Annotated in this window: 25 protein-coding genes; 18 read left to right on the top strand and 7 right to left on the bottom strand. The window is 62.6% G+C overall.

Annotated elements, in window-relative coordinates; translation table 11 throughout:
• Position 1 precedes the first annotated feature (1 nt).
• Positions 2-1,093, bottom strand: a complete 1,092-nt coding sequence (locus ACFQZZ_RS14875; RefSeq protein ID WP_378679806.1) for a three-Cys-motif partner protein TcmP — start codon at positions 1,091-1,093, stop codon at positions 2-4.
• Between the two features lie 1,008 nt (positions 1,094-2,101).
• On the opposite strand from ACFQZZ_RS14875, the gene ACFQZZ_RS14870 reads away from it, so the two are divergent.
• Positions 2,102-3,556, top strand: a complete 1,455-nt coding sequence (locus ACFQZZ_RS14870) for an AAA family ATPase (protein ID WP_378679803.1) — start codon at positions 2,102-2,104, stop codon at positions 3,554-3,556.
• Positions 3,540-4,424 carry a hypothetical protein gene (locus ACFQZZ_RS14865; protein ID WP_378679800.1) on the top strand — a complete coding sequence of 295 codons (885 nt, stop codon included), beginning with the start codon at positions 3,540-3,542 and terminating at the stop codon, positions 4,422-4,424. Before ACFQZZ_RS14870 ends, ACFQZZ_RS14865 begins: the two co-directional genes overlap by 17 nt.
• Positions 4,425-4,705: 281 nt before the next feature.
• Here the strand turns inward: ACFQZZ_RS14865 and ACFQZZ_RS14860 are convergent, their stop codons facing one another.
• Together ACFQZZ_RS14860 and ACFQZZ_RS14855 are read right to left on the bottom strand one after the other, a co-directional pair.
• Positions 4,706-5,290 (bottom strand): recombinase family protein, encoded by a 585-nt coding sequence (locus ACFQZZ_RS14860; protein ID WP_378679798.1) that lies wholly within the window; start codon positions 5,288-5,290, stop codon positions 4,706-4,708.
• On the bottom strand, positions 5,290-5,730 hold the full coding sequence (locus ACFQZZ_RS14855; protein ID WP_378679795.1) for an ASCH domain-containing protein: 441 nt from the start codon (positions 5,728-5,730) through the stop codon (positions 5,290-5,292). Before ACFQZZ_RS14855 ends, ACFQZZ_RS14860 begins: the two co-directional genes overlap by 1 nt.
• Before the next feature lie 807 nt (positions 5,731-6,537).
• Here ACFQZZ_RS14855 and ACFQZZ_RS14850 point away from each other — a divergent pair.
• The 5 genes from ACFQZZ_RS14850 to ACFQZZ_RS14830 all read left to right on the top strand — a co-directional run bounded on the left by ACFQZZ_RS14850 (position 6,538) and on the right by ACFQZZ_RS14830 (position 9,784).
• Positions 6,538-7,653, top strand: a complete 1,116-nt coding sequence (locus ACFQZZ_RS14850; RefSeq protein WP_378680555.1) for a pentapeptide repeat-containing protein — start codon at positions 6,538-6,540, stop codon at positions 7,651-7,653.
• Positions 7,654-8,110: 457 nt separating this feature from the next.
• Positions 8,111-8,356, top strand: a complete 246-nt coding sequence (locus ACFQZZ_RS14845; protein WP_378679792.1) for a hypothetical protein — start codon at positions 8,111-8,113, stop codon at positions 8,354-8,356.
• Positions 8,357-8,364: 8 nt separating this feature from the next.
• Positions 8,365-8,988 carry a hypothetical protein gene (locus tag ACFQZZ_RS14840; protein WP_378679790.1) on the top strand — a complete coding sequence of 208 codons (624 nt, stop codon included), beginning with the start codon at positions 8,365-8,367 and terminating at the stop codon, positions 8,986-8,988.
• A gap of 212 nt (positions 8,989-9,200) precedes the next feature.
• Positions 9,201-9,323, top strand: a complete 123-nt coding sequence (locus tag ACFQZZ_RS14835) for a hypothetical protein (RefSeq protein WP_378680600.1) — start codon at positions 9,201-9,203, stop codon at positions 9,321-9,323.
• A 53-nt stretch (positions 9,324-9,376) separates the two neighbouring features.
• Positions 9,377-9,784: a hypothetical protein gene (locus ACFQZZ_RS14830; protein ID WP_378679787.1), complete on the top strand. Its 408-nt coding sequence runs from the start codon at positions 9,377-9,379 to the stop codon at positions 9,782-9,784.
• Between the two features lie 73 nt (positions 9,785-9,857).
• Here ACFQZZ_RS14830 and ACFQZZ_RS14825 read toward each other — a convergent pair whose 3' ends face one another.
• Complete coding sequence (locus tag ACFQZZ_RS14825; protein WP_378679785.1) at positions 9,858-10,049, bottom strand: hypothetical protein; 192 nt, start codon at positions 10,047-10,049, stop codon at positions 9,858-9,860.
• 791 nt (positions 10,050-10,840) lie between these two features.
• On the opposite strand from ACFQZZ_RS14825, the gene ACFQZZ_RS14820 reads away from it, so the two are divergent.
• From ACFQZZ_RS14820 to ACFQZZ_RS14800, 5 genes are all read left to right on the top strand, one after another.
• Positions 10,841-11,317, top strand: a complete 477-nt coding sequence (locus ACFQZZ_RS14820; RefSeq protein ID WP_378679782.1) for a hypothetical protein — start codon at positions 10,841-10,843, stop codon at positions 11,315-11,317.
• A 131-nt stretch (positions 11,318-11,448) separates the two neighbouring features.
• Positions 11,449-11,811: a DUF1304 domain-containing protein gene (locus ACFQZZ_RS14815; RefSeq protein ID WP_378679779.1), complete on the top strand. Its 363-nt coding sequence runs from the start codon at positions 11,449-11,451 to the stop codon at positions 11,809-11,811.
• Positions 11,808-12,488 (top strand): hypothetical protein, encoded by a 681-nt coding sequence (locus ACFQZZ_RS14810; protein ID WP_378679776.1) that lies wholly within the window; start codon positions 11,808-11,810, stop codon positions 12,486-12,488. Before ACFQZZ_RS14815 ends, ACFQZZ_RS14810 begins: the two co-directional genes overlap by 4 nt.
• A gap of 293 nt (positions 12,489-12,781) precedes the next feature.
• A complete protein-coding gene (locus ACFQZZ_RS14805; RefSeq protein WP_378679774.1) occupies positions 12,782-13,648 on the top strand; it encodes an esterase/lipase family protein in 867 nt (288 codons plus the stop codon).
• Between the two features lie 105 nt (positions 13,649-13,753).
• Positions 13,754-15,022: a VWA domain-containing protein gene (locus ACFQZZ_RS14800; RefSeq protein ID WP_378679771.1), complete on the top strand. Its 1,269-nt coding sequence runs from the start codon at positions 13,754-13,756 to the stop codon at positions 15,020-15,022.
• 43 nt (positions 15,023-15,065) lie between these two features.
• On the opposite strand, the gene ACFQZZ_RS14795 is transcribed toward ACFQZZ_RS14800, so the two are convergent.
• Entirely contained in the window at positions 15,066-15,341 is a 276-nt protein-coding gene (locus ACFQZZ_RS14795) for a hypothetical protein (protein ID WP_378679769.1), read from the bottom strand.
• Between the two features lie 273 nt (positions 15,342-15,614).
• Between ACFQZZ_RS14795 and ACFQZZ_RS14790 the strand changes: the two genes are divergently transcribed.
• From ACFQZZ_RS14790 to ACFQZZ_RS14775, 4 genes are all read left to right on the top strand, one after another.
• Complete coding sequence (locus ACFQZZ_RS14790; protein WP_378679767.1) at positions 15,615-15,908, top strand: hypothetical protein; 294 nt, start codon at positions 15,615-15,617, stop codon at positions 15,906-15,908.
• Positions 15,909-15,985: 77 nt separating this feature from the next.
• The gene (locus tag ACFQZZ_RS14785; RefSeq protein ID WP_378679764.1) at positions 15,986-16,315 is read left to right on the top strand and encodes a hypothetical protein; all 330 of its coding nucleotides are present in this window, start codon (positions 15,986-15,988) and stop codon (positions 16,313-16,315) included.
• Positions 16,316-16,402: 87 nt separating this feature from the next.
• Positions 16,403-17,833: a DUF1254 domain-containing protein gene (locus tag ACFQZZ_RS14780; protein ID WP_378679761.1), complete on the top strand. Its 1,431-nt coding sequence runs from the start codon at positions 16,403-16,405 to the stop codon at positions 17,831-17,833.
• A gap of 9 nt (positions 17,834-17,842) precedes the next feature.
• Positions 17,843-18,685, top strand: coding sequence for a hypothetical protein (locus ACFQZZ_RS14775; RefSeq protein ID WP_378679758.1), 843 nt, complete (start codon positions 17,843-17,845; stop codon positions 18,683-18,685).
• Between the two features lie 4 nt (positions 18,686-18,689).
• On the opposite strand, the gene ACFQZZ_RS14770 is transcribed toward ACFQZZ_RS14775, so the two are convergent.
• Complete coding sequence (locus ACFQZZ_RS14770; protein ID WP_378679755.1) at positions 18,690-19,133, bottom strand: group II truncated hemoglobin; 444 nt, start codon at positions 19,131-19,133, stop codon at positions 18,690-18,692.
• A 238-nt stretch (positions 19,134-19,371) separates the two neighbouring features.
• Between ACFQZZ_RS14770 and ACFQZZ_RS14765 the strand changes: the two genes are divergently transcribed.
• Positions 19,372-20,601, top strand: coding sequence for a cytochrome P450 (locus tag ACFQZZ_RS14765; RefSeq protein WP_378679752.1), 1,230 nt, complete (start codon positions 19,372-19,374; stop codon positions 20,599-20,601).
• Between the two features lie 8 nt (positions 20,602-20,609).
• Positions 20,610-21,329, top strand: coding sequence for a TetR/AcrR family transcriptional regulator (locus ACFQZZ_RS14760; RefSeq protein ID WP_378679749.1), 720 nt, complete (start codon positions 20,610-20,612; stop codon positions 21,327-21,329).
• Positions 21,330-21,365: 36 nt separating this feature from the next.
• On the opposite strand, the gene ACFQZZ_RS14755 is transcribed toward ACFQZZ_RS14760, so the two are convergent.
• Entirely contained in the window at positions 21,366-23,465 is a 2,100-nt protein-coding gene (locus tag ACFQZZ_RS14755) for a TerD family protein (RefSeq protein ID WP_378679746.1), read from the bottom strand.
• Between the last annotated feature and the right edge of the window lie 2 nt (positions 23,466-23,467).

Below are 23,467 nucleotides of genomic sequence, written 5' to 3'. Positions count from 1 at the left end.
CTCATTGCAGGGCCCGGACGTTGCTGGTGAAACCCAGCCGTTCGGGCCCGATCGTTTCGATAGCGCCCCGCTCGATCAGCGCGTTCAGAGCCGGGACGACCTGGCTTTCCTTGAAAACCGTGCGGTACAGCGCAAACCTGCGCAGCTGCATCACAGAGGCGCCCTCGGCGCCCTTCTTCCGAAGCTCGTCCAAGAGCAGCCGCTTGAGTGGCTCAGTGTTCGGTTCGAAGACGAACTCCAGCGTCTGCTGGTCGGGGTCGCGAGGATCGCGGTATCCGATACCGGCGACATCATCCACTTCCCACATCGCCTCCTTCATCTTCTGTAGCCCTCGCTGATGGTCGGTTCCGAACACTAAGTACAGGGCTTGTCCGCGGTTGTCGATGAGTTCGAAGTCCAAGACGTAGCCGAAGCCGGTTTCGCGGATGACATCCCGATAGTGTTCGATCACCCACCGAGCCTTCTGGCTGGACGATAGCTCGCTCACTTTGCGCCATGTGGTGCCGCCGAACACCTCATCGCCATGTTCTATCGAGTTGACCTCGGCGAACCGTGCGAAGTACTGCGGTTGGATCGTGATCAGCACTTCGCTGTGCGGGTTCGTAGCGATCCGGCGGACAAGGTCAAGTGGCACTCCGCCGCCCCATGTGTCGAGCACGACCAGCATCGGCCGACCCCACGCGTTGTACTCGGTCAGCAACTGTTCGAGCGTTGGAACGCATGAACCTTTGCGGATGTCGAGGTCGATGCCGTACCTGGCCAGGTTTGTGAGCTGGACCGGCTGTGACGCGAGTTCCAGTTGTTTCGGCAGGAGGGTGACACAGCGTTCGTCATGGTCAACGAACAGCAAGCGCATCTTGTTGTAGCGCGTCCGATTTTGCTCGTCGGCGATGAGTGTTTCAAGCGCTATCACTGGTGAGCCTGGTTCGCCGTTGGTGTAGACACCGGGACCAGAGAATCCTTCGGCATAAGTGACGTTGCCACCCCAACCTTTGGCCATGATCGGAAACCACTTGCTGAAGTACTGCCGGTAGAGAGCGTGTTTGGTGATCGTGTGGGGCTCAATCGGCCATGGAACCGGATTCGTACTCATCGAGCCTCCCCTTCAACCACCTCGCCATGGTGCGAGGCAGCCGTCCTGTCAAACCCCTGCTGCCCCAATAGTTTACTGGGCACGACCCACGAAGCTGGGTGGTTTGGATCCCACGCGCGATCTGAGCGCCCGTCCCGCCCATCCAGTGTTGGCCGGTCCACGACTGTGTCGCGAGGGATGCTTGTCCGGGAAAGATCCGGGATCTATCCGGGCCATGTCCGGGGAATGTCCGGGACTTACTGAGTCCCGGACATTCCCCGGACGGCTCGTCCGAAAAACCCTCTGAACAGCGGTGTTTCGCGCCGTCTCCTGTCTGCCCCGGTCCCTACTCTCTATGGCTTCGCTGTTCATAGAGAGTAGGGACCGGGGCAGACAGGAGACAACACAAAACACAAAGAACAAAGACAAGAGAGGAAGAGAAAAAGAAACCACAAGTAGAAGGGAGACCACAAAAGGGGGTTGGGAGCGGGGTTGCGTCAGGTGGGGAAGTCACGTCTAGAGCAGCACCACCTTCGGTGGCGTGTGAGCGCGTCAGGACGCGCTCAGTGCGGGGAAGCAAGTCAGGTGCGCGGGCGGAGGTTTCAGGCCGCGAGGAGCGCATAGGGGACCGCGGTGGAACGCGAGCGGCGGTCGGTGCCAGGGGCGGTAGGGACCACAACAGAGGAGTCTGCCGGGCGGTTGATAGACGGTCATCGATATAACGAAACATGGTTCTTCGACTGCAAGCATGACAAGCGGGGGTGTCCTCCGGACGCACTTCACGGCTCATTTACGTGAGAGATCGTCGCCGTCTCGGAATGGCCTGTCCAGGACTATGGCCAGGACATGGGCACGAACTTCTGGTCGACCCACGACGAATTTGATCTGCGAGCAAACAGTGGGCGTGTCGTGCTGATGCCTGCATCTCAACCCTGTTGATATGTACGCGTCGATGAGCGGTGATCCACAATCACGTGATGCCCTCTGAATTTGAGCATCTCTGCATAGCAAGTATGAAAGGATCTAACGATGGCCGAAGACAAGACGGGCAGCTCGCTCGGCGAGGAGGTCGAGGATGATCTCGCCCTCGTCGATGGTGCCCCAGACTCACGACCGACCATACAACATCTATCTGTTGTGAAACTGTTCGGTCGGTATACTTATGATCTAACTGTTCCGAAAGTTGATGGCGATATCAGTCGGCTAGTCCTGCTGCATGGAGATAACGGCTCGGGTAAGACCACTGTGCTCAATATGCTCTGGCACACACTAAGCACCGCCGAGGACCGCGGCCATAAGTCTGAATTAGCGAAGACGCCATTTAGAAGGTTTATAGTTGACTTTTCTGATGGTAGCCATGTATCTGTCGAGAAACGTGATGGACTAGTTGGCGATTACGATCTGACGGTTTTTGGGCCAGGAATGTCCGAGCCGGTCATTGCTGAATTCAGAGTAGACGCCGAGATGGATGTGGGTCACACAGAAGGCTATGGATCTTCGGTAGTTCACAACCTCGTCAAATTTGGCTTTGATCGCGACGGTGGGTTCGCTGGAGATCGTCCAGAGTCGCCTGTTCGCGCAGCGATGAAATTTCTGAAGAATCTGAATCGAAAGTCACCTGTGCTTCTTGGTGACGATCGTGGTCTGCACTCGGATAATCGGCCCACTGCGCGCATGCGGCGGCGTCGTCAGAGTATTGAAAATATGCCGTCCCCCGGAGAGCAAATTGCGATAGAACTCGATGATGCACTTGCCCGCCTGAATGATCGAATGCTTTCGCTCACAGCGAAGGCGCAACGCTCGGGTTTGAACGAAGAAGCAACAATTTATATGGACGTATTGCGGCGGCTTGGAGAGTACGAGAAGCATGAGCCGGACTTCACCGCACAAGGTGAGAGAATGTCTCAGTTGCTCACGAAGCTCGGTAAAGAAGTTCCGAGATTTTCAGAGTATGGTCTGATCTCCGGTTTTGAAGCGGGCGAAATTCAACGCCTAATCGATCGGGTTCCGGGTTTAAATCGCCAAGCTGCATATAGCATTGTTTTTCCATACTTGGATAGCGTGCAAGCGCGTCTCGCCGCATTGAATGAGGCTGAAAGCTTGATTCGGCGATTTGTGACTCACGCGAACTCTTATCTTACTGACAAGTATCTCACGTTCGGTCTCGGGTCGGGATTTCGGGTTCTGGCCGATGTGGAGCCGTATCGCAATCTGCGTGCGACCAGCTTGTCGTCGGGTGAAAAGCAGATGTTGCTACTACTTTGTAGCGCGGTGCTCTCCAGGTGGGATAGCCGTCTTTTTTTGATTGACGAGCCAGAATTGAGCTTGGGCGTTCTGTGGCAGCGTCAGATACTGAAAAGCTTGTTGGAGATAACCGAGGATACAAGTATTCAATTCATTGTCGCGACACACAGCATCGAGATGGTGAATGCCAATGCCCCGGCGCTCGTGAGATTGGTTAATTCAGTTGAATCAGGTTCCTGACTCCAGTATTCATCGCACGCCAGATGAATTGCGGACGATCTATCTGTTATATCCCCAGGTGCGAGATGTCGTTACTGAAGGGCGTGGTGATCTGCGCTTCGTTCAGAACTTCTTGTCGAACTATCCAGACATCAGTTCGAAGAATGTCAACGTATATGCCGTGTGCGACCGAATCAATCTCCCTGACAGTGATGTGATCGATGCAGGCTTTGAGTCGGGCCAGCGGGGAAGGGTGCTGACGCTTGCCATGCATGCGTCTGCATGGTCCGATCAGGAGAGGGCGGGTCTCACGTGCATAGCAGACGCTGACCGGGCGCACTTGGCGCGCGACTTCCAAGAGTCGGACGTCCTGCTGGTAACTGACTACGCAAGTATTGAGGGGTACGCGTTTTCAGAGCGTGTCATTTCGAAGTTCCTTCTTATCGTTCTGTCCGTTGACGCGCCTACCGGCTCGGAATTGATGAGTAAAGCGTATCCGATACTGAGCAGTCTATTTGTAGCACGCGCAGCGCTACATTGGTCGGGGACCGGCGAGAGTGTTCCCGATAAGTTCATCAAAAGAAGCTCGATGAATCATGCAGGTTTGGCTAATCGGTTGTTTGAGCAAATATTTCCCGGCAACGCAAACTTGTCATTGCGTGAGAAGCTGCTGGCTAGGGTTGATGAATTGAATTCCCTTATCTCCCCGAATGACCGAAGGTTCGTTCGAGGTCATGATATCGCCGAAGTGATGATCGTTGTCCTCGATCCTGGAAGGAAGTGGTCTGATCCGGAGGTTGTCGAAGGAGCACTTATGGGGTGTATTGAATGCGCAGATATTGAGTCTGAGCCGCTGTTTACTGAGCTTTTGCGTAGGCTTCGGTCATAGGGGAGCGCTCGGCTAATCAAGGCAGGTCAGCCAGTAGTGTTGCTGAATCCGGTATCGACCTTGCCGATATGCACCACCGCATCTGGGTTGGTTCTTGAAGGGTTTTGTCGCTGTCGCGAGTTCGTCGAGCCGCACTTGGATGTCGCGACGGACCGCAGTGACCGCCGTTCAGGGAACCGCGCGGCGAAGTATCCGATGGATGTGAAGGTCAATGGCGACGCGGACATCTATGACAAGCCCGGCAAGTGCGTCGATTCGGGGATCGCCTGTGCGCCGGTCGTTCATGGTTGCTTCTCCATCTCGGAGTCACTGAGGTAGCGGTAGAGGGTGGAGCGGCTGACACCAAACGCGGCCGCGACAGCGTCGGGTTTCTGCTCGGCGGCGATCGCGGCGCGGGCGGCGGCGAGCTGGTCGGCGGTGAGCTTGCGCGGCCGCCCTGCCCGCACACCACGCACCGCGGCGACCTCACGGGCGTGAGCGGCTCGCTCAAGCATGAACACCCGCTCCATGTGCGCGAACAACGCCAGCAGGGCGACAGCGATTTCGGCCATGGGCGAGGCATCGCCGGTGTCGATCGGGATCGGGTCCTTGAGAGTCTTGATCCCTACGCCCTGCTCGCGCAGTTCGTGGACGATGTTGAGGCACTCGCGCAGGTTGCGACCGTACCGGTCGAGGTTGGTCGCCACGATCCGATCGCCCTCACGCAGCATCTCCCGCAGGCGACCCCATCCGGGGCGGTCCATGGTGGCACCGGTTTTACGGTCGGTGTAGATCCGCTCCTCGGGGATGCCGTACTCACGCAGCGCGACGAGCTGGCGTTCGAGGTCTTGGTGGTTGGTCGATACTCGCGCGTAGCCGAACTCCATCACCGCACCTCTGCCAGCACATGCGCCGGTGCCCGGTACAGACCGAGCCGTCCGGAGCCGGGTATCGGTGTGGGCAGGGCCTGCGGATTGGTGAGCACCCAGTGGTAAGTGCCGTCATCCTGAAAACCCCACGGGCCGCAGCAGCCCGCGGCGGGATGCACGTCGACCAGGCGGACCACGCCGACGTAGCCGCCTGCGCACAGGCCCGGATCTCCGAACCCGTCGATCCCTTGCACAGCAGCAAGTGCGGCTCCGGCTGGAACCCACGCGCGCCCAGCGTGGATCAGCATCCGTCCGCGATGACTTGATGTCCACGAACGGTTCTCGATGGATTTGTGCCCGGCGACGATGAGATTCGCCCACGGACGGCGCACGCTCAACGCTCGGCACTCATCCGATGGTGCCGTCATCGTCTCGATCCCGGCCAGTTCCGCCGTCATGGGCATTACCTTCTCTCCCGTCAGTGTCCCATAATTTTACCTCGTAGCGTAATTTTGCGACGTAATTTCGAGACAAGGTTTCGAGACTTTGCGAGCTGGGAGTCCGTCGGAGACAAGACCGCAGCCTGCCTGTGTCTCGAAACCAAGGTTTCAAGACAGGAATGTTCGGTGTCGGGGATGGCACGGATGATGGGACGGTGAGTGAATCTCAAGCTCTCGCCGAGGAACTGTTCGAATCGCTTCGTCGGCATGTGTTGATGGCACGGCTGTCTCCGGCCGGAGGCGCGCTGTTCGCGTTGACGAAGATCCGGCAGTCGTATTCAGTGAGCCGCTACCGACCGCCAGGGTTTTGCCAGGTCAGGACATCGCCCGGAGTGTTTGATCTCATAATCCATTGGCGGCTCAGCGTATTGCCAAGACTCGCCACCTGATTCGCCCCAGTTGATGCGAACGCTCTCCGCTTGACGTTCGCATCATCGATCACCCCATAGATCTCCACGGCGTCGTGCTCGACTACGCGGCAGTGACTCGAAAACTGTTGTAGGACAGGCATGCTCATTGCGCTACGTGTGAGCCGAGCGCGCCCTGTACCGTATCTCCGTGGCGAACAAGGGGATATCGGCTGATGATTCAGGTAAGGCGGGACGCTTCGCCAGTCTTCATAGACCTGGTCGACCTCCTGGACCTAGCCGGTTCCCGTGGTTCGGTGCAGGCACCGTTGTTGGCGGACTGGTGGGGTTCGGCGGCGCCGTATTGCTAGAACATTCTGCTCAGCTCACCCAGCCTATAGCGACTGTCTTGGCCAGCATGGGAGTGCTCGCCGCCGGAGTCCTGGCCTACGTAACCGGGCAACGGGGTCGAAACCTGGCTGAAGCTCACCACCAGGCCGATATGGACAGGGAGCGTGAGCGTTACAGAGAAGACACACGCCGTGAGCAGGAGTCCGATCTACGTGACCGCTATACGGCTATCGCGGCGCAGATAGGGCACACTTCCGCAGCAGTCCGGCAAGCGGGTATCCATGCGTTGACCACGCTTGCTGATAACTGGTTTGCGTTCGGCGAGATCGAGGAGCGTCAGGTTTGCATCAGCCTCTTGCAATGGTATCTGCGAGTCCCGTTTCCCCAGCCCAGCGATTCGGTCGAGCCGGACCTACCTGAACGCGAAATACGCCAAACCATCGTTGCGATCATCGCTGAGCGCCGACAACGTAAGCAAGATGATCCGAAGTCCTGGGCTTCCAACGTCACTGAGCTGAAACAAGTTTCGCTGCCGAACTGCCACCTTAGCGAGATCAACCTCTCCGGAATTGACCTGTACAAGTCGAACCTGCGCGGCGCGAACTTGTTCGCCGCAGAACTCGGCAATGCGGCACTGATGCGCGCGGACCTGCGCAGCACAGACATGACTGCCGCGCAGATGAAGGAAGCGGTCCTGTCCAAAGCAGAGCTGACGGACGCGGACCTGACCGGAGCGGATCTGCGGCGCGCGAACCTTAGCTATGCAAATCTGAACCGCGCGCACTTGCCCCGTGCCCTCCTGCTTCACGCGCACCTGGGCAACGCGGACCTGCGTAGCGCGAACCTACGGGATGCGCATCTGTATGGTGCGATCGTGACCTACGCAGACCTGCGCGACGCGGATTTGACCGCTGCGGATCTGAGTGACGCAGACCTGCTCAGTGCGCTGTTAATCGGTGCGGATCTGAGCCTCTCCAAGCTGGTGAACGCGAACCTGACCGGTGCGGATTTGACCGGCGCGAAGCTAGTCCGCGCCGACATACGCGGCGCGAACCTGACTCGCGCAAACCTGATCGACGCGGACTTGACCGGCGCGCGCACCGATGAATCGACCAAGTGGCCAGCGGGATTCGCTCCGGAGCAACTGGCGCTGGAGACCACCTCCATGGAACCAAGGTCCTGAGACAGAACATCTAGTGTGGGCTCACGATATGTGCGGCGATGATGCGTGACGGCGTCGAGGAGCCGGATTCGTACACCAATAGATTATGGCGAAATGCTCTCTGACATGCAGGTTCTTCGCAGGCACGCACACCGCTGACAGTGATTGATCTCATAATCCATTGGTCGTGGGTTCGAGCCCCACCCGCCCCACAAAACCCCTGTTGAGCAGGGTAGATGGGTGCTGGAGACCTGGCCTGGAACGGCCAGGTCTCCACTTACTCTCCGTTTTCTTCTGGGAGCCGAAACGCGTCGAAGGGCGACGCCGGATTGGCCACCGTCCTCGTCCTCCGACAACTGTGCTCCCACGGTTTTGCGTGCAGCGTGGGGGGTGTCGGTGGCACCGATGCGGTTCAGTGTGCGAAGCAGCTGCTTGCGCACGTTGCGCGGCAAGTGCGTGTTGCGGCACAGTGACAGTAATGGGCGGCGATCTGGACGCAGTGTGGCGGTCTGTGCGCGATGTGCTCGGCACGGCAGCCAAGGACTACAGCGCCGCGGTCGCAGCGGGGCCCACGCAAGCCGCCCGCGGCGTCACCGAGGCCGTTGCCAGGACCGTGGAGGGCGATGCGGCAATGTACCGGCTCCGGCGGCCGTATTCTCCGACCTTTCCGGCGGGATCGCCACCACCGCAACGTCTTCCACCTACGTACGCGGTCGCGATCTGATCGACGAGGTGGACTACAGCGCACTGCGGCGGGCAGGGGGAACCAGGTCCTTGGGGACCTCCCCGACGTTCGAAAAGATCCAACGACTGCAAGGATTCGACGGCTCTGTCACCATCGCCACACCGCACGAGGTCGACGCGGCGGTCGCGGCGGGCGGGCAAGAGCTGTTTCGTGGGTTCGAGGAGGATCGCTACGTCGACGCCTTCCTCGCCGGCCCGGTGCGACCTGGCGGCGGTACCACCGGATCCGGGACGTATGCCTCGCCGCTGGAGCATGTCGCACTTCACTACACCGATCCCGCCCGCACACAGGACCTCGCCACCCGGCAGGCCCGGGTGGTGCGGATGGCGCTACGCCTCGATGCCAAGAAAATCACTCTCCGCGCACTCGAGTCCGAACGTCACCGCACCCGGATGCAAGTCGACCGTGAACTACGGGCCGTGCGCAATATAGCGAACCCTACGGCCGAGGACACGGCTCGCTACGCCGCGCTACTGGACAAGGAGCTGACGATAGCCGACATCGGCCAATACGGTGCCTTGCGCGGCTGGGACGCCATCGACGGATCCGACACCTGGTCGAATAGGGAGTGGGCCGTACTCAACCCGACCGCCCTGTTGATCCAACGCTGAGCACCCACCGCCGGGCGCGCCCCGTGTGCTCAGCCAGCGCGCTCAGGACCTCCGGCAGTTTCCGGGGTTCCGGTAGTAATCGCCGAAAATCCGATGAAGTTCGGTGTTGGTCCTGGTAGTGGGTGAGGTGTCGGTTTGGGCTGCGGGCCTGAGTCTTTGGTGGCAGGCTTGTCTGCCGGTGAGGTTTGTCGGCGTGCTGGAGGTTGGGGTTCGTGGCGACGCAGGTGTTCGCGGACGAGGAGTTGGCGCGTCTGCGGGAGTTCCCGGAGATCAGTCGCGAGGAGTTGTCCCTGGTCGCGCGAACCGCCGCTGTATCGCACGATTCGCAGGTCTGAGCCCATTTCGGAGCCCGCGCACCTATCGTGAAGGCATCCGGAAAGGGGTTGCCATGACCGCAGCGGAGAAGGTCCTCATCGTCGGTGGGGTGCTGACGCTCGGATACGGGACACTGCTGGGCTTTCCGATGACCGCGCTACGCATGCGCGAGGGACACCCGCCCACGCCCAGGTATCTCACGGTGGTGCATGTCGGCGCGGTTATGCAGGGTGTGATCCTGCTCGGTCTGGTGTGGGCGGTGCGCATGTCGGAGCTGTCGGACGGCTGGGAAACCGTCGCTGCTTGGCTGCTGGTCGTGTCCGGGGTGTGCATCGCCGCCAAGGACACCATCAACTGGCTCACGGGCGTGAACGACGAGTTCGCCGACAAGGCCCGCACCGGGCCACTGGGGCTCCTCGGCGCGCTGACCATCGTTCTCGGCCTCGGCATCCTCACCGTGGGAGTGCTAGCCGCGCTGTAGGTTTCGCGCCCACCATGATCCAGTGGTGCTGGGGCAGAGCGGGCATCGAGTTGCCTCGATGCCCGCCGTTCTGTCAGCGTTCGCCGCCGCCGGAGTGGAAGAACCCGGCGAGCCCATTACGCAGTCGGCCGTGGAAGCTGCTGACCATCTTGTTGGGCACGATGCACATGAGGATGCCCGAGACGAGCACGATCGTCAGAGCGATGGCCAGCCGTGGATCGACCCCTTGAACGATCATCATCAGTGCGGCGAATCCAAAGCTCATCGCGACAAGTCCCAGAGCCAGGCGCGCGGCCTGGGGCGTCCAGGGTGAGTGGATGGAGGTTTCATCGAGTGGTCCCGCAAGTTGCGTACGGGTCCCAACCTCCGGATTCGCCTGTGTCGCATCCTGACTGGCCGATGGTTCATTGGATGGTCGGACAGGATCCCTGTGCTCACTCGCCATGTGGGTCCTCCGGACCAGTGACAGTACGGAGGCTTCGGGGCGTGCATTCACGTGCGACTGAGCTCGCAAGTGCTCGATTCAACGCCCATGTTCGATTGAATGAACTGGTAGCAACCGATAAGGTAGTCAATGACAGCTCCATGTATTGGCGGTTTTCGGACACGTTGTGGCGGCTGTCGGGACCCGCGTTCCGCCCTCGCTGGCACGGGGGCGGAGCGCGCATCGCTTGCGGATCTTTTGTAGAAGTGGCCCCTCCGAGGCCGCTGCAACGCTTAATCCAAACTCTAGCCGGGCGTCTCATATCGATCACAGGGCCGATCGCGCCGCGCCGATCGCGCAACATTTGCTACAGAATTACCCATGCACTTCCTATGCGCAGGTTGAAGCCTTGAGGTCAGGTTCTGTCGGGTGTATAACCAAGATCATTTCTTGCTCGAAAATGTGAGGAATGACACATTTTGCCTCGCTTGATGATCGCTGGATCTGGCGGCCAGTGCGTCACATCAGGGCGACACGCTGGTGGTATACGTAGAGTTCAAGTAAAGATCTCCTTGACAGAGTTTGCTGTGCCAGGCAATCCTTGACGTGTGGAGAATCGGCGGTCCAGGGATGTGGACGAGCTCGTGCGGATGCCCAATGACCAGGAAGTTGCCCTGGCGGCGGAGGAACTTGGTTTGGCCATGGTCGACAAATGCGATGAACTGGCAAAGAAACTGTTTGGTCAGTTTACAAATGATGCTGATTCGGCATCGCAGGAAATTGCAAAAAATGCCGACCGGTCTCGTCGTGAATTGCATCTCGAGCTGACCAAACTTCGTATCAGGCGCGCAGCGAACATGGATCTGGGCGGTGCAGTAATTGCGGCGCGTACAGCGGGAGCAACATGGGAGCAAGTGGGCGCTGCATGTAGATCGTCGAGGCAGGCCGCCTACGAGCGATGGCACAAGGTTGTTCGGAAGTTCGAGGACGCACGACGGAAGGCTGAACAGCTTCCAATGAGTGTTCGCGACCAAGGCGACCCCGGAAGCAAGCCGCCAATCGACGCGCTGTACGAACTTCGCCACGCTGATCCTGGAGACGGTGGTTGAGGTGGTGCGGACGCGCGTTGGATGCATGCCGGAACGGTCTGGGGCTGTTCCTGCCACCTGCTGGAGATTCGGTTGGTGGGGCGAGCGTTTCGCGGGCCGATATAGGCGCTGGGGTGGGTACTGTCCGAACGATGGCGACTATCGCGAACATCCTGGTCGGCTTGGTGGCCGTGTTGCACGCGTACTTCTTGGTGCTCGAGATGTTTTTGTGGGAGGGCAAGCCGGGGCGGGGGTTGTCCGGGTTCGATGCCGAGATGGCGAGGGCGACTGCGCCGTTGGCTGCTAATCAGGGGCTGTACAACGGGTTTCTGGCGGCCGGGTTGGTGTGGGGGTTGATTGCGGCGGACCCGACGGGGTTCCGGGTCCAAGTCTTCTTTTTGGCGTGCGTGGTGATCGCTGGGGTGTATGGCGCGGTGACGGCGAATCGTCGCATTTTGTTCGCCCAGGCGGTGCCAGGTGCGCTTGCGCTCAGCGCGGTTCTGATCGCGGGATGACAACTTCACGGGTCATGGCCGCGGTTGCGGCATTGTTCGTCGCGTCCGGTCTGGTCGGGGGAGTGGGGCCGGCGCAGGCTGCGCCAACCGCGTGCGCGGTGGGAAATCCCTTGCGGCCCACCGCGGAATTGTTCGCCACCGACAACACCGCAACGATCACCGATCCGGATGATCAACGGCTACGGACGCGGCTGGAGGGTTTCGAACTCGCGGTGGGCGGGATTGCCCTCCAGAGCATCGGCCTTCCGGTGGGGTCCACGCTGGTCAGCGGGGTCTTCTGGTCCGAAGAGCAACAGCAGGCGACTTACGAGCGGTCCCGCGAGTTCCACCTGGCCTGCGTCGACGCATCCGATCTGCGCCACATCGCCGACCAGGTGCGCACCCGTTTCCAGCAGGAATCGGTGCTGACCTTCGAACACTTGGCGCCGAACGCACCGGGAATCGACGCGTTCACCGTCGAAGTCCCCGGTATCGACGTGCGCAAATTCCGCGACGCCCTGGTCGCCGATCCGACCGCTCGCGACCACCTGGTCGGTGGCTCCGTCACCGAGGCAGGCGCCCTGATCCTGGTAGCCGACCGCACCGACCTTGCGTTGACCCAGCAGTTCGTCACCAGCATCGGCGGCGCGTGGAACGCCGACGCCATCCAATACGGAGACCGCGAATTCGTCGGCTGACACAGCATCATCCGTCGAACGGGACATGGCTGAGGCTGACGTCAGGAAGCCCACACAGTCATGCCCGTTCGCGGCCCCGCGGCCCTTGCTGTTGACATCCGGGGTGAGAGCTGTTGGCATGTGGGCGAAGGGACTTGGTCGGGGAGTCGGAGTTCGGTTGGTTCGAGCTTGTCGTTGGGTGACGTGGGGCGGTTCGGTTGGCGTCGTTCGTCGCGATGAGGCGTTGTCGAAAGGCTTTGCAGCACATGGTTTTCAGGCGTCATGAATGGGTTGGTCCGGTGCGGGCGGGGATTGTGGGGGTTGCACTGGCCGGCGCGTTGACGATGGCGGCGGCACCGGTGGGCGCGGCTCCCGGCAGTGGCTCGGCCGCGCCGGCCGTGCCAGCCGGGACCGTGATCGAACCGGCGATCGACTGCCTGCCGAGTAGCGCCCGACCGAATCCGGTGATCGTGCTGCCGGGGGCGGACGGCGGCACAGCGGATACCGCGGCGCAATGGGGTCCGATGGTTTCGGCGTTGCGTCAGGCGGGTGCCTGCACCCTGCTGTTCCAGGGCGGAGTCGTCGACGGAAAGCGTTGGGCGGGTGACATGCCGAGCGCGGCTCGACAGCTGGCGCAGTTCGTCGCGAAGGTCAAGACGACCACCGGAGCCGCCAAGGTCGATATCGTCGCGCATTCGGCGGGCACGTTCGTCGCGAACTATTTCGTCAAAGTGCTCGGCGGCGCCGCGGATGTGCCGAACATGGTGCTGCTGACGCCGGAGGCGCGCGGTTGTGACGGCGTCGGTTTCCTTGCCCAGTACGGGCTGAAGGACTTGCCGATTACGCCGGTCCAACTGGTGCAGGCGCTGCCGTTCCTGGTGCCGGTGCTGTCGACGCTGATGCCGAGTATGGCCAACGCGCTGCAACTGACTCCGGCATCCGATGTCTACCAGGCCGTCATGGACGGACCGCTGGTGCAGCCCGGCGTCCGCTATTCGGTGATGGCGACGAAGAACGATGCGATCGCGACACCGGCGGGAGTGTGCTCGTTCATCACCGAGCCGGGTGTCACCAACGTCTTCTACGAGGACCTGTTCCCAGGTAGTCCCGCGGTCGATCATTCGACCCTCCGTTCGAGCGCGGACACCACGAAATGGGTTGTCGAGCAGCTGTACTCGTAGCTGTACGCGGCTGATTGTTCCGATGGGTGGTGATCAGTCTGTTGTCCGGCGTTTGCTGACGTAGGCTGACGCGCGTCGGGGGCGGTCATTACGGCAGGAGTCTCGGTGGGCACGGCACTCGTCAAGGGACAGAACGGGCCGCTCGCGGCGGCGACGGCGGTGGTGTCGGTTCGGGTTGATGCGGCGGCCGATGTCTCCGCGCTGCTGGTGACCGAGTCCGGCAAGGTGCGGTCCGACGCCGACTTCGTGTTTTTCAATCAGCCGAGTGCGCCGGGTATCGAGTTGCGGCCCGGAACGCCTGCGTCGCTCGCGGTTTCCCTCGCGGATGTGCCCGTGGCGATCAGGCAGATTCGGGCGGTGATCACGCTGGACGATCCGGCTGCCACCTTCGGTCAATGCGCGCCACCGGTCGCTGTTGTCGGCGACGGTGCAGGAAACGTGTTGTACGAGTATGTGATCGACGGTCTGGGCACCGAGTCTGTCGTCATCGCGCTCGAGCTCTACCGCCGCAATACCGAATGGAAGGTGCGGGCGGTGGGGCAGGGCTACGCAGGCGGATTCGCGGCGTTGGTCATCGACCACGGAGTAAGCGTGGACGACGAACCGCCCGGTGCGCCTACAGCGGCCACCGAACCGGGTGGGCTCGCAGTGCGGACCGTGCCCGGCGAGGCGAAGCTGTCGTTCGAGAAGCGCGGACAGTTGGACCTTCGCAAACGGGAAGTCGCGAAGGTGCTGATCAACAAGGAGGCCTTCGGGGTTCGTGCGCGGGTGGTGCTGGTCATCGACAAGACCGGCAGCATGATTCGGCAGTATCGCCAGCAGGTTGTGCATCGGGTAGTGCAGCGGATGATTCCGGTGGCGACCCAGCTCGACGATGACGGCACGCTGGAGGCGTATCTCTATGCGCTGTCTTTTGCGAAGCTGCCGGATATTACGGTCGAGCACGGCGAGCAGTGGGCGCAGAAGTTCCTGCATCTGTCCGGCACGCATGCCGGTATCAACTACGACACGATGGGCGGCCGCAACGACGAGCTGCCGATCATGCGCGACATCATCTCCTCGCTGCGACCGGGGGATCGGCCGACACTGGTGCTGTTCTTCACCGACGGCGGATTCGCCAAGAAGCGCGAGATCGCCGAGCTCATGCGGGAAGCCTCACGCCTGCCTGCCTTTTGGCAGTTCGTCGGCCTCGGCAAAGCCAACTACGGTCTGCTGCGCTCGCTCGATGAGATGGCGGACCGGCTTGTCGACAATGCCGGTTTCTTCGCACTGGACGATATCGACAAGGTCGACGACGCCCAGCTGTACGGTCGTCTGCTCGGCGAGTTCCCGGACTGGATTCGCGCGGCTCGGCTCGCTGGCATCCTGCACTGACTCGTCGGGCGCAGCGCCGATCCGATTGCGGCGCGGCCGCGTGTCAGCCGATGACCGCGTTCATGATCGTGCCCGCACTGGTAGCGACGACACCGCCGATCATGGCTCCGGCCACCATCTTCGGTGATTCCAGGCCGCCGCCGGACCACTTCTCCCAGGCGAAACGACCGCCCGCGTAGATGATGGCGCAGACACCGGCCAACAGTACGAACCAGGTCATGTACCGGACGAGCTGAAGAATTTTGTCCGAGATGGGCGGGGCTTCTGGGGTCGGATTGCCGATCTGTGCCCAGGTGTCGTAAACGGCGGCCAGGATCATCAGGTGCTCATTCTGGGTGTGGGACAGGGATTCGCTCCCACGGATGGTATCGGTTAATCCGGAGTGGCGCAGGCACGCCGAAGCAACAGTGCGGCGAGCGACACCCTTGCGGGAGCCGATGACGGTGGGATGATGGGAAGAGCGTGTGGTCGAGCAGCGGCCGCCGCGAGCCGGTGATCCCGTCGAAGGGCGTGGTGCTGCCACTTGGGGGCTGGTCTATAGGCGAGACGAATTCGCCGGTGTCCGAACAACTGTCGACCGGAAGAGTAGACGGTGAGCACCATCCTGATGTCGGTTGCAGACACCTTCACCACGCTGGCGCAGATCGGCGACCCGACCCCTGAAGCGCCGCCCCTCTCGGACAAAATTCTGCAGCTGGTGCGGTATCTGACCTGGTTCGCGATGCTGTCCGGGATCATCAGCATCATCTATGCCGGTGGCCACTTCGCCTGGGAGAAGTGGACCGGTGGGGGATTGCAGTCGCCGAAGATGGTGGCGGGCGCCATGATCGGCGGTGTCGTCGCGACCAGCGCGGGCACCATCATGAACGCCGTCATCGGCGCCTGAGGTAGGCATCCGATCAGCAACCGGAGTTGGTTCGGCTGAACGCTCCGGTCAGCCGGTGCCCCTCAGTGTTGTCGGTGATGAGCGTGGTGGAGTCGAATCGCGGCTATGGCGGCCGGTCGGTGTCGCAGCGGCGCGTACAGCGCCGCGCGCGGTTCGCGGACGCGGCGTTGTCGGTCTTCGCCGAAAATTGGGGCCAGTGGCTGGCCGACCTGGCCCGCGCCGCCGCGGTGGCGCAGGTGCCGCTGGGTGGATGGCGGAGGGCGACGACGGTCTTCATCGGCGCGGTCGATGCCACTGTTCATCAATGGAGCCTGGACGATCCACGTCCGTCGATTGCCGATCCGGTCGACGTTCTGACGACCATCCTGCGTGCGCTGATGGCGCGCACACCAGGTGCATCCCGATAAAACCGCAGGTCTGGCAAATATGTGGCTATACTTCCGCCTGGATCTCTCGAAGGTGTCCGGCTCGATCGGAGAGTAGGGAGAAAGACCATGGGCGTCGAGCGTTCACTCGCACAGCTCTCGCGCCGGACGATGTTCGGGGTGGCGGCTGCGACCATGGCGGGTACGACCGTGGTGGCGTGCGGTACGTCGGACAAGAGCTCCTCGACCAGCGTGACCCTCACGCCGGAGGACCCGAAGGCGATTGCCACGGACGCCTATGTCTTCGGCTATCCGCTGGTCCTGATGGATGCGACTCGGGTCGCGGCGGAAAAGATCACGCCCGCCAACACCTTCCAGCACGCTGCCGCGCTGCCGACGCCCGGCCAGCGTGACATCGTTCGAATCAATCTGGACACCCTGTACTCCGCCGCCTGGCTCGATGTGTCCACCGAACCCATCGTGCTGCAGGTGCCCGCTGTCGAGCCGGGCCGATATTGGCTGATGCAGCTGATGGATGCCTGGACCAATACCGTGCACAACCCGAGTAGCGTTCGACCGCAGGTGAAGCCGGATGCGCCCGCGCCGCCTTACACCTATGTCGTCACCGGACCGCAGTGGACCGGGAGCCTGCCCGATGGCGTGACGCAACTGTCCATGCCGACGCCCACGGTGTGGCTGCTCGGCCGGATTCAGGTCAACGGCACCGATGACATCCCCGCCGTGCAGGCCATCCAGCGGCAACTGAAGCTTGTCCCGCTCAAAGCGTGGGTCGAGGGCAAAGGCGCGCCCGCGTCCGCTACGACGCCGGCAGCGGGCTCAGGCACGTCCCCGTCGAAACAGGTCGTCGAGATGGACGCGGCCACCTTCTTCGAACGGCTGTGCGCGGTGATGAAGGTGAATCCGCCGCGCGCCGAGGATCTGCCCGCGATGAATCGTTTCGCTGCCATCGGGATTCGGCCCGGCGGCAGCGTCACCGGCATCTCCGCCGACGATCTGACCGCGGCGGCGGACAAGGCGAAGAAGCAGATCCCCGTGTATGCCGACCCGAACGCGGTGAACGAGAACGGGTGGGCATTCGACCCCAACATCGGCGCCTACGGGACCGACTACTGGTTGCGTGCCAGCACCGCCTGGCAGGGCGTGGGCGCCAACCTGCCGGAGGACGCGATATACCCGACCCTCTTCGGCAGTGCCGACCTCAACGGCGTGCCCACGAATTTCCGGCTGCATTTCCCACCGGGCCAGCTGCCGCCGGTCGATGCGTTCTGGTCGCTGACCGCCTACGGCGCGGACAACTTCCTGATACCCAACCCGGCGAACATCTTTGCGATCGGCCATCAGGTTCCCGTGGTCCTCAACGCCGACGGCTCACTGGATCTCGCGATCCAGCACACCGACCCCGGCGCGCGTGTGCCCACCGGCAATTGGCTGCCGATCCCGGAGTTGGGAAGGTTCTCGCTCACCATGCGCCTGTATGCGCCGAGAGCTGTTGCGCTCGATGGACAGTGGAAGCCGCCCGTGCTGAACGTCGCGCCGTAGGGATCGGCGATGGACTGCCGGGTTGTCGTGTTCTCGGTCCTCACCGCGGGGGCGCTGCTTGTGCTCGCCGCACCCGACGCCGCAGCCGATGTCCCCGGTGCGGAGTCGCGCAGCGCCGCCAGTGATTCGTCCGGCGCTCCGGCGAGTGCGGCCGTTGCCGAATCAGGTGGCCCCGCAGCTGATTTGCCGAGAATCGCGCTGGAGTACGCCGCCCCGGGCGCGGTCCCGCCGCGCACCGCGATCTCGTTCCGGTCGGCAATTCCCGGTATCCAGTGGGGTACGGCCAACGAGCACGAGACGCGTACCGGGCTGTCGATGGTGAAGCTCTATATGGTCGATTACGCGCTGCGGCACGGTGACGGATCGCCGTCGGATCGGACGCTCGCCGAGCGCATGATCCGTGATTCGGACGACGGCGCCGCCGAGCTGATGGGGGCCAAGTATCCGCAGGCGATCGACGCCATCGCCGCGGAATACCGGCTCACCGCGACCACAGCGGGCGCCAGCTGGGGCATGTCCTACACGAGCACCGCGGACGTGGCCACCTTCCTGGAAACCAAGCAGCGCAGCGACCCCGAGTCGCCGATCTTCGACTGGATGGCGGCGGCCGATGCCATGGCATCCGATGGCACTCTTCAGGATTGGGGCACGGCCAGGTTGCCCGGCGTCTTGGGCACCAAGTGGGGATGGTCGGATTTCGGGCAGCAGGAGGTGGCCTCGGCCTCGTTCGGGCACGGCTTCGCGGTGGCCGCCCATACGCGTGGCACCCCGGATGAGCAGACCGCCGATGTCACCGACGCGCTGGCTCAGATGATGGTCGATCTGATTGCCCGGCGCATCGCGCCGGGCTAGCAGGTCAGTCGTCGCCGTCCCATGTCCACCGCGGTACCTCGCGGATCGGGTGTAGCTCCTCGTCTGTCTTTGCGTGTGAGTTCTGTTGTGCTACTTCCGAACCGAACTCGGCGTGGGAGCGAACGGCGGCACGGAAGGCGTCGTTGTCCATCAGTCCCGCCTCTTCGAAGGCTTCGACGTACAGCTCCACGAACCGTCGGCGCTGCTCATCGGTGATCGCCAGATTGCGATGCACCGCGATGATGTGGTCGAAACCCAATTGCTTGGTGAAACGATCTGGGCCACCGAAGGATTCGGCGGTGAACCAGGTGAGATGGTCGACGTGATCCGGGAGCCGTTCGGCGAACTGGGTTTTCAGCACTGGATCGGCGAGGACCTTATCGTAGAACGCCTCTTCGACGCGGTGCAGCACCTCTTCGCCACCGGCGTGCTCATACAGACTGGTCATGGTGGGAGCCTCCGAAAGGAGAATCGAGCGAGAATCTGTCACCCCCATTACAAGCCCGGTCACGGTCATCGCGCATCTTTTCGCGGGAACTGTCAGGGTTTCCTGAGAGCGAACAAAGAAAAGTAAACAGGTTTTACTAAACACTGTTCACGTGATGGGGTTCTGTGGTTCTATCTTCTCTGGAACGTGTTCCACACAATGTTGTGAGGTCTGCAGCCCAGACCGGTAGGAGATAGCCGTGACCACGCCCTCGATTCCCGCAGGATTCGACTTCACCGACCCCGACCTGCTCGCCAGCCGTCTGCCCATCCAAGAATTCGCCGAGCTGCGCCGCACCGCGCCGGTGTGGTGGTGCGCCCAGACCGATCGGGCAAGCGGCTTCGACGACGGCGGCTACTGGGTCGTCTCCAAGCTCGACCACATCAAGGAGATCTCGAAGCGATCGGATGTGTTCTCCTCGCACGAGAACACCGCCATCATCCGGTTCAACGAAGAGACCACCCGCGAGCAGATCGACATGCTCGGCAACATGCTGATGCTGAATCTCGATCCGCCGCAGCACACCAAGACCCGCCGCATCATCTCCAAGGGTTTCACTCCACGCGCGGTCGAAAGCCTGCGCGCCGCACTCACCGAGCGGGCGGCCAAGATCGTGCACGAGGCCAAGAAGTCCGGGCGTGGTGACTTCGTCGAGCAGATTGCGTGCGAGCTGCCGCTGCAGGCCATCGCCGAGCTCATCGGCGTCCCGCAGGACGACCGCAAGAAGCTCTTCGACTGGACCAACCAGATGATCTCCTACGACGATCCGGAGTTCGACGGCAACCATCACACCGCCACTGCCGAGGTCATGGGCTACGCCTGGAACATGGCCGAAGAGCGGCGCAAGTGCCCGGCCGACGATATTGTCACCCAGCTGATCAGTGCCGATATCAACGGCGAGAACCTGGGCTCCGACGAGTTCGCGTTCTTCGTCATCCTGCTTTCGGTGGCGGGTAACGAGACCACTCGCAACTCGATCACCCACGGCATGAAGGCCTTTGTCGACAATCCCGACCAGTGGGAGCTCTACAAGCAGCAGCGGCCGCGGACCGCACCCGACGAGATCGTGCGCTGGGCCACCCCGGTGACGGCATTCCAACGCACCGCGACGCAGGACACCGAGATCGGCGGCCAGGAGATCAAGAAGGGGCAGCGGGTCGGATTGTTCTACAGCTCGGCCAATTTCGACGAGGAGGGTTTCGAGGATCCGTTCACCTTCGACGTGCTGCGCAACCCGAACCCGCATGTCGGCTTCGGCGGCACCGGCACCCACTACTGTGTCGGCGCCAACCTGGCCCGGCTCCAGATCGACCTGATGTTCAACGCCATCGCCGATGTGATGCCGAACCTGCGCCAGGTCTCCGACCCGGTGCGGCTGCGCTCGGGCTGGCTCAACGGCATCAAGCGCTGGGAAGTCGAATACGCTTGAATCTCGGTATGAGTAAACCGCGCGGCCGCGCGCCGGTGGTCACCGACGGCGACATCCGACGGGTGGCCCGCGCACTGCTGGTCGAGCAGGGGCCAGAGGCGGTCACGTTGCGGGCGATCGCACGGGAACTCGGGATCACCGCGCCCGCGCTCTACCGGTATTACCGGTCGCTGGACGACCTACTGGAGAGCCTGCGCTTGGAGTTCTGCGCGGATCTCGCGGCCGAGCTGTCCGCCGAGATCGAGACCCTGCCCGACGATGGTGTGGTGCAGTTTTTCGCCATCTGCAAGGGTTTCCGGCGCTGGGCGCTGGCGCACACCAGGGAGTTCACCCTGGTGTTCGCCTCGCCCGGGGTGGGCCGCTCCGGAGTGATGCGGCGCTTCGACGAACCGTTCGGCCGCATCTTCCTTGCCGCCGCGGGCCGCCTGCTCGCGACCTACGACATCGTCACGCTGCCGACCGATGTGATTCCGGCGGGCCTGCGCGAGGATCTCATCGGGTTCCAAACCGAGCTGCTCGCCGCGGTTTCGGAGGCGGGCCAGAAGTTCCCCGCCGAGAAACTGGACCTCGGCGTGACCTATCTGATGATCCAGATCTGGGCCCGTCTCTACGGCCACGTCACCCTCGAAGTCTTCGGCAACTACCCGATCCCGCTGTCGAACCCGGAGATCCTGTTCGACACGATGCTGGCGGAGCTGGGTCGGACCGCCGGATTGATCAGCGACTAGCGAATCGCCGGGCGGACGCAGCCCACGCGATGCCGGTCAGATACGGGCGCCCTTGGTGCGGTTGCAAGCGCGGCAGAGGATTTGCAGGTTCGACGCGCTGGTCGCACCACCGCGGCTGAGCGGGATGATGTGGTCGAATTCGAGGTAGTGGCCGTCGCCGCATTCGACGCATTTGCCGCCGTCGCGTTGCCACACTTCGGCTTTGACCTCCTGTGGGATGCTGCGGGTGTCGCGCTGCCCGGGGGTGAGGATCAGTCGTTTGGCCACCCGTAGCGCGCCTTCCAGGGCCGCTGCGACGTAATCGGGGTCGGTGACCTCGAAGGTCGCGCCGCCGCGCGCCGAGGTCGCGGCGAGTACGACCGTGTTCTGTTCGCGGTGCACGGAAACGACTCGCGACCACGGCAGTTCGATACCGGTGTCGGCGCCGACGAAGCGCAGCTTCTTGTTGCTGCCGATCAGTCTGCCATCGGTGAGCTTCGGGCCCTTGGCCAACTGTCGGACGTGGATCGCGGGCAGATCGAGGTGCACCTTTTCCTCGGGATCCAGGTGTAGTCCGGGAGTTCGGATCATCGGCAGATCGCCTCCGCGCAGCCGAGACAGCGTGCGGCCGCGGTGCATTCGCCTGCGAAGATCTTCGATCAGTGGGCCGCTCAGCGCCAGCTCGGCGATGGCGTACTCGAACGCCTCGAACTCGGCGAGCTCCACCTCACCGTCGGCGAAGGCGAAGGTGACCAGCCGCTCCACATAGCTGAGTGCGGCGTCGCGCAGAGCCTCCCGGCCTGCGCTCTCGTCGATTCGCTGGTACCGCAGCGACGCCCACAATGCGGCCCAGTCGTCGCCGCGCGGTCCGGACGCGGTGAGCACCCGCCAGGCTTGGGTGTGCCAGTGGGTGAGGAATTCTTCGATCTCGATCTCGCAGCCCTGGCACGGCGCGAGGCCGCCGAACAGCTTGCGGCGCCGCGGGTTTGCGCAGCGCGCGCAGTCCCGAGGACCGGGTTGCCTGCGCGGGTAGGTAGCGCCTGTCCATTCGCTACCGTCCCACCAGCGCATCCGCGACGGGTCCTCCGAGTCCGAATGCCATTCGGCGCGTTCTGGGTTCGGGGGCGGGGGTGGTGCTTGTTCGACCGAGTTACGGTGGCGTTCGAGGTCGACCGGCCGTGCTGTTCGGCTTGGGGAGCGCTCCGGAGTCCGGGAGATGTTCGCCGTCGATACCGTGCGTCGATCGGTAGCCTCGGAATTGGTCGCCGCGGGTGATCGCGGCTGATCGAACGGTTCGGTCGACTGCGACGCGGTCGCCGCTGATGTCTGTTGCCGATCGACCGGTACGGCCGGCGGGTACGCGGTCGCCGCTGTTACTCGATTGCCGTCGAACGGGTCGCCCGAGGTGGCCGCGCTCGCGGCCGGCCCGGGATCGTCGAACGAGTCGGCGCGCGCGGGCATTCGGGTGCCGGTGGATCGGGACCCACGCTCCGCAGTGCGAGTTCTGTCGAAAGAATCCATGGATCGGGGAACGGTCGTCGCCGACCGGTTCCCGTCGGAGGCACCCACGGTCCGGGGTGTCGTTGGAGGGTGCGTCCTGCCGAACGGGTTCGCGGCTCGGGAGGCAGGGACGCGCGTGGGCGTTCGCTCGGCCGGACCATCGACGCTGACGCCGAACTCGGTGACGAGCCCGGCCAACCCGCTCGACCAACCCTGACCGATCGCGCGGAATCGCCACTGCCCGTCCCTGCGGTAGAACTCGCCGAACATCATCGCCGCCACCGAGTCCGTGTCGGTGATGTCGAACTGCGTCACCGGCCCGTCGGCGGCGTGCACGGTGAGCGTCAACCCGGTGATATCGCTGAGCGTGCCGTCTTCGATCGAGCCCGCGATGACGATCCGCTGCACGTCCGCCTCGGTGCGTGGCAGCGAGACGCTCAGCCGTGCCGTTCGCGGTGCGGGTTCTTGGTCGAGAGTCACTGCTTGCGACATGTGCCGGGGTGCGTTGTAGAACACGAGGTCGCGATCGGTCCGAACTATGCCCGAGTCATTCAGCAACAGCGCATGCGCATCCACGGCATGATCCGACTGCCATGAAACAACCACGGCTAGAAGGGATGTCGGTACCGGTGCGTTGGCGCCTTTGCTGAGTTTCATCG

Source organism: Nocardia sp. GCM10030253 (assembly GCF_042675075.1).
Taxonomy (GTDB): domain Bacteria; phylum Actinomycetota; class Actinomycetes; order Mycobacteriales; family Mycobacteriaceae; genus Nocardia.
Note: the sequence above shows the minus strand (reverse complement) of the source record. Positions and strands in the feature narration are given on the sequence as shown.

Coding starts and splice junctions, on each gene's coding strand:
- ACFQZZ_RS14870 (WP_378679803.1), top strand. CDS start 2,102: ATGGCCGAAGACAAGACGGGCAGCTCGCTCGGCGAGGAGGTCGAGGAT.
- ACFQZZ_RS14770 (WP_378679755.1), bottom strand. CDS start 19,133: ATGACCAGTCTGTATGAGCACGCCGGTGGCGAAGAGGTGCTGCACCGC.
- ACFQZZ_RS14760 (WP_378679749.1), top strand. CDS start 20,610: ATGAGTAAACCGCGCGGCCGCGCGCCGGTGGTCACCGACGGCGACATC.
- ACFQZZ_RS14825 (WP_378679785.1), bottom strand. CDS start 10,049: ATGAGCTTTGGATTCGCCGCACTGATGATGATCGTTCAAGGGGTCGAT.
- ACFQZZ_RS14810 (WP_378679776.1), top strand. CDS start 11,808: ATGACAACTTCACGGGTCATGGCCGCGGTTGCGGCATTGTTCGTCGCG.
- ACFQZZ_RS14855 (WP_378679795.1), bottom strand. CDS start 5,730: ATGACGGCGGAACTGGCCGGGATCGAGACGATGACGGCACCATCGGAT.
- ACFQZZ_RS14780 (WP_378679761.1), top strand. CDS start 16,403: ATGGGCGTCGAGCGTTCACTCGCACAGCTCTCGCGCCGGACGATGTTC.
- ACFQZZ_RS14850 (WP_378680555.1), top strand. CDS start 6,538: ATGGGAGTGCTCGCCGCCGGAGTCCTGGCCTACGTAACCGGGCAACGG.
- ACFQZZ_RS14815 (WP_378679779.1), top strand. CDS start 11,449: ATGGCGACTATCGCGAACATCCTGGTCGGCTTGGTGGCCGTGTTGCAC.
- ACFQZZ_RS14775 (WP_378679758.1), top strand. CDS start 17,843: ATGGACTGCCGGGTTGTCGTGTTCTCGGTCCTCACCGCGGGGGCGCTG.
- ACFQZZ_RS14830 (WP_378679787.1), top strand. CDS start 9,377: ATGACCGCAGCGGAGAAGGTCCTCATCGTCGGTGGGGTGCTGACGCTC.
- ACFQZZ_RS14875 (WP_378679806.1), bottom strand. CDS start 1,093: ATGAGTACGAATCCGGTTCCATGGCCGATTGAGCCCCACACGATCACC.
- ACFQZZ_RS14755 (WP_378679746.1), bottom strand. CDS start 23,465: ATGAAACTCAGCAAAGGCGCCAACGCACCGGTACCGACATCCCTTCTA.
- ACFQZZ_RS14785 (WP_378679764.1), top strand. CDS start 15,986: ATGAGCGTGGTGGAGTCGAATCGCGGCTATGGCGGCCGGTCGGTGTCG.
- ACFQZZ_RS14845 (WP_378679792.1), top strand. CDS start 8,111: ATGGGCGGCGATCTGGACGCAGTGTGGCGGTCTGTGCGCGATGTGCTC.
- ACFQZZ_RS14860 (WP_378679798.1), bottom strand. CDS start 5,290: ATGGAGTTCGGCTACGCGCGAGTATCGACCAACCACCAAGACCTCGAA.
- ACFQZZ_RS14795 (WP_378679769.1), bottom strand. CDS start 15,341: ATGATCCTGGCCGCCGTTTACGACACCTGGGCACAGATCGGCAATCCG.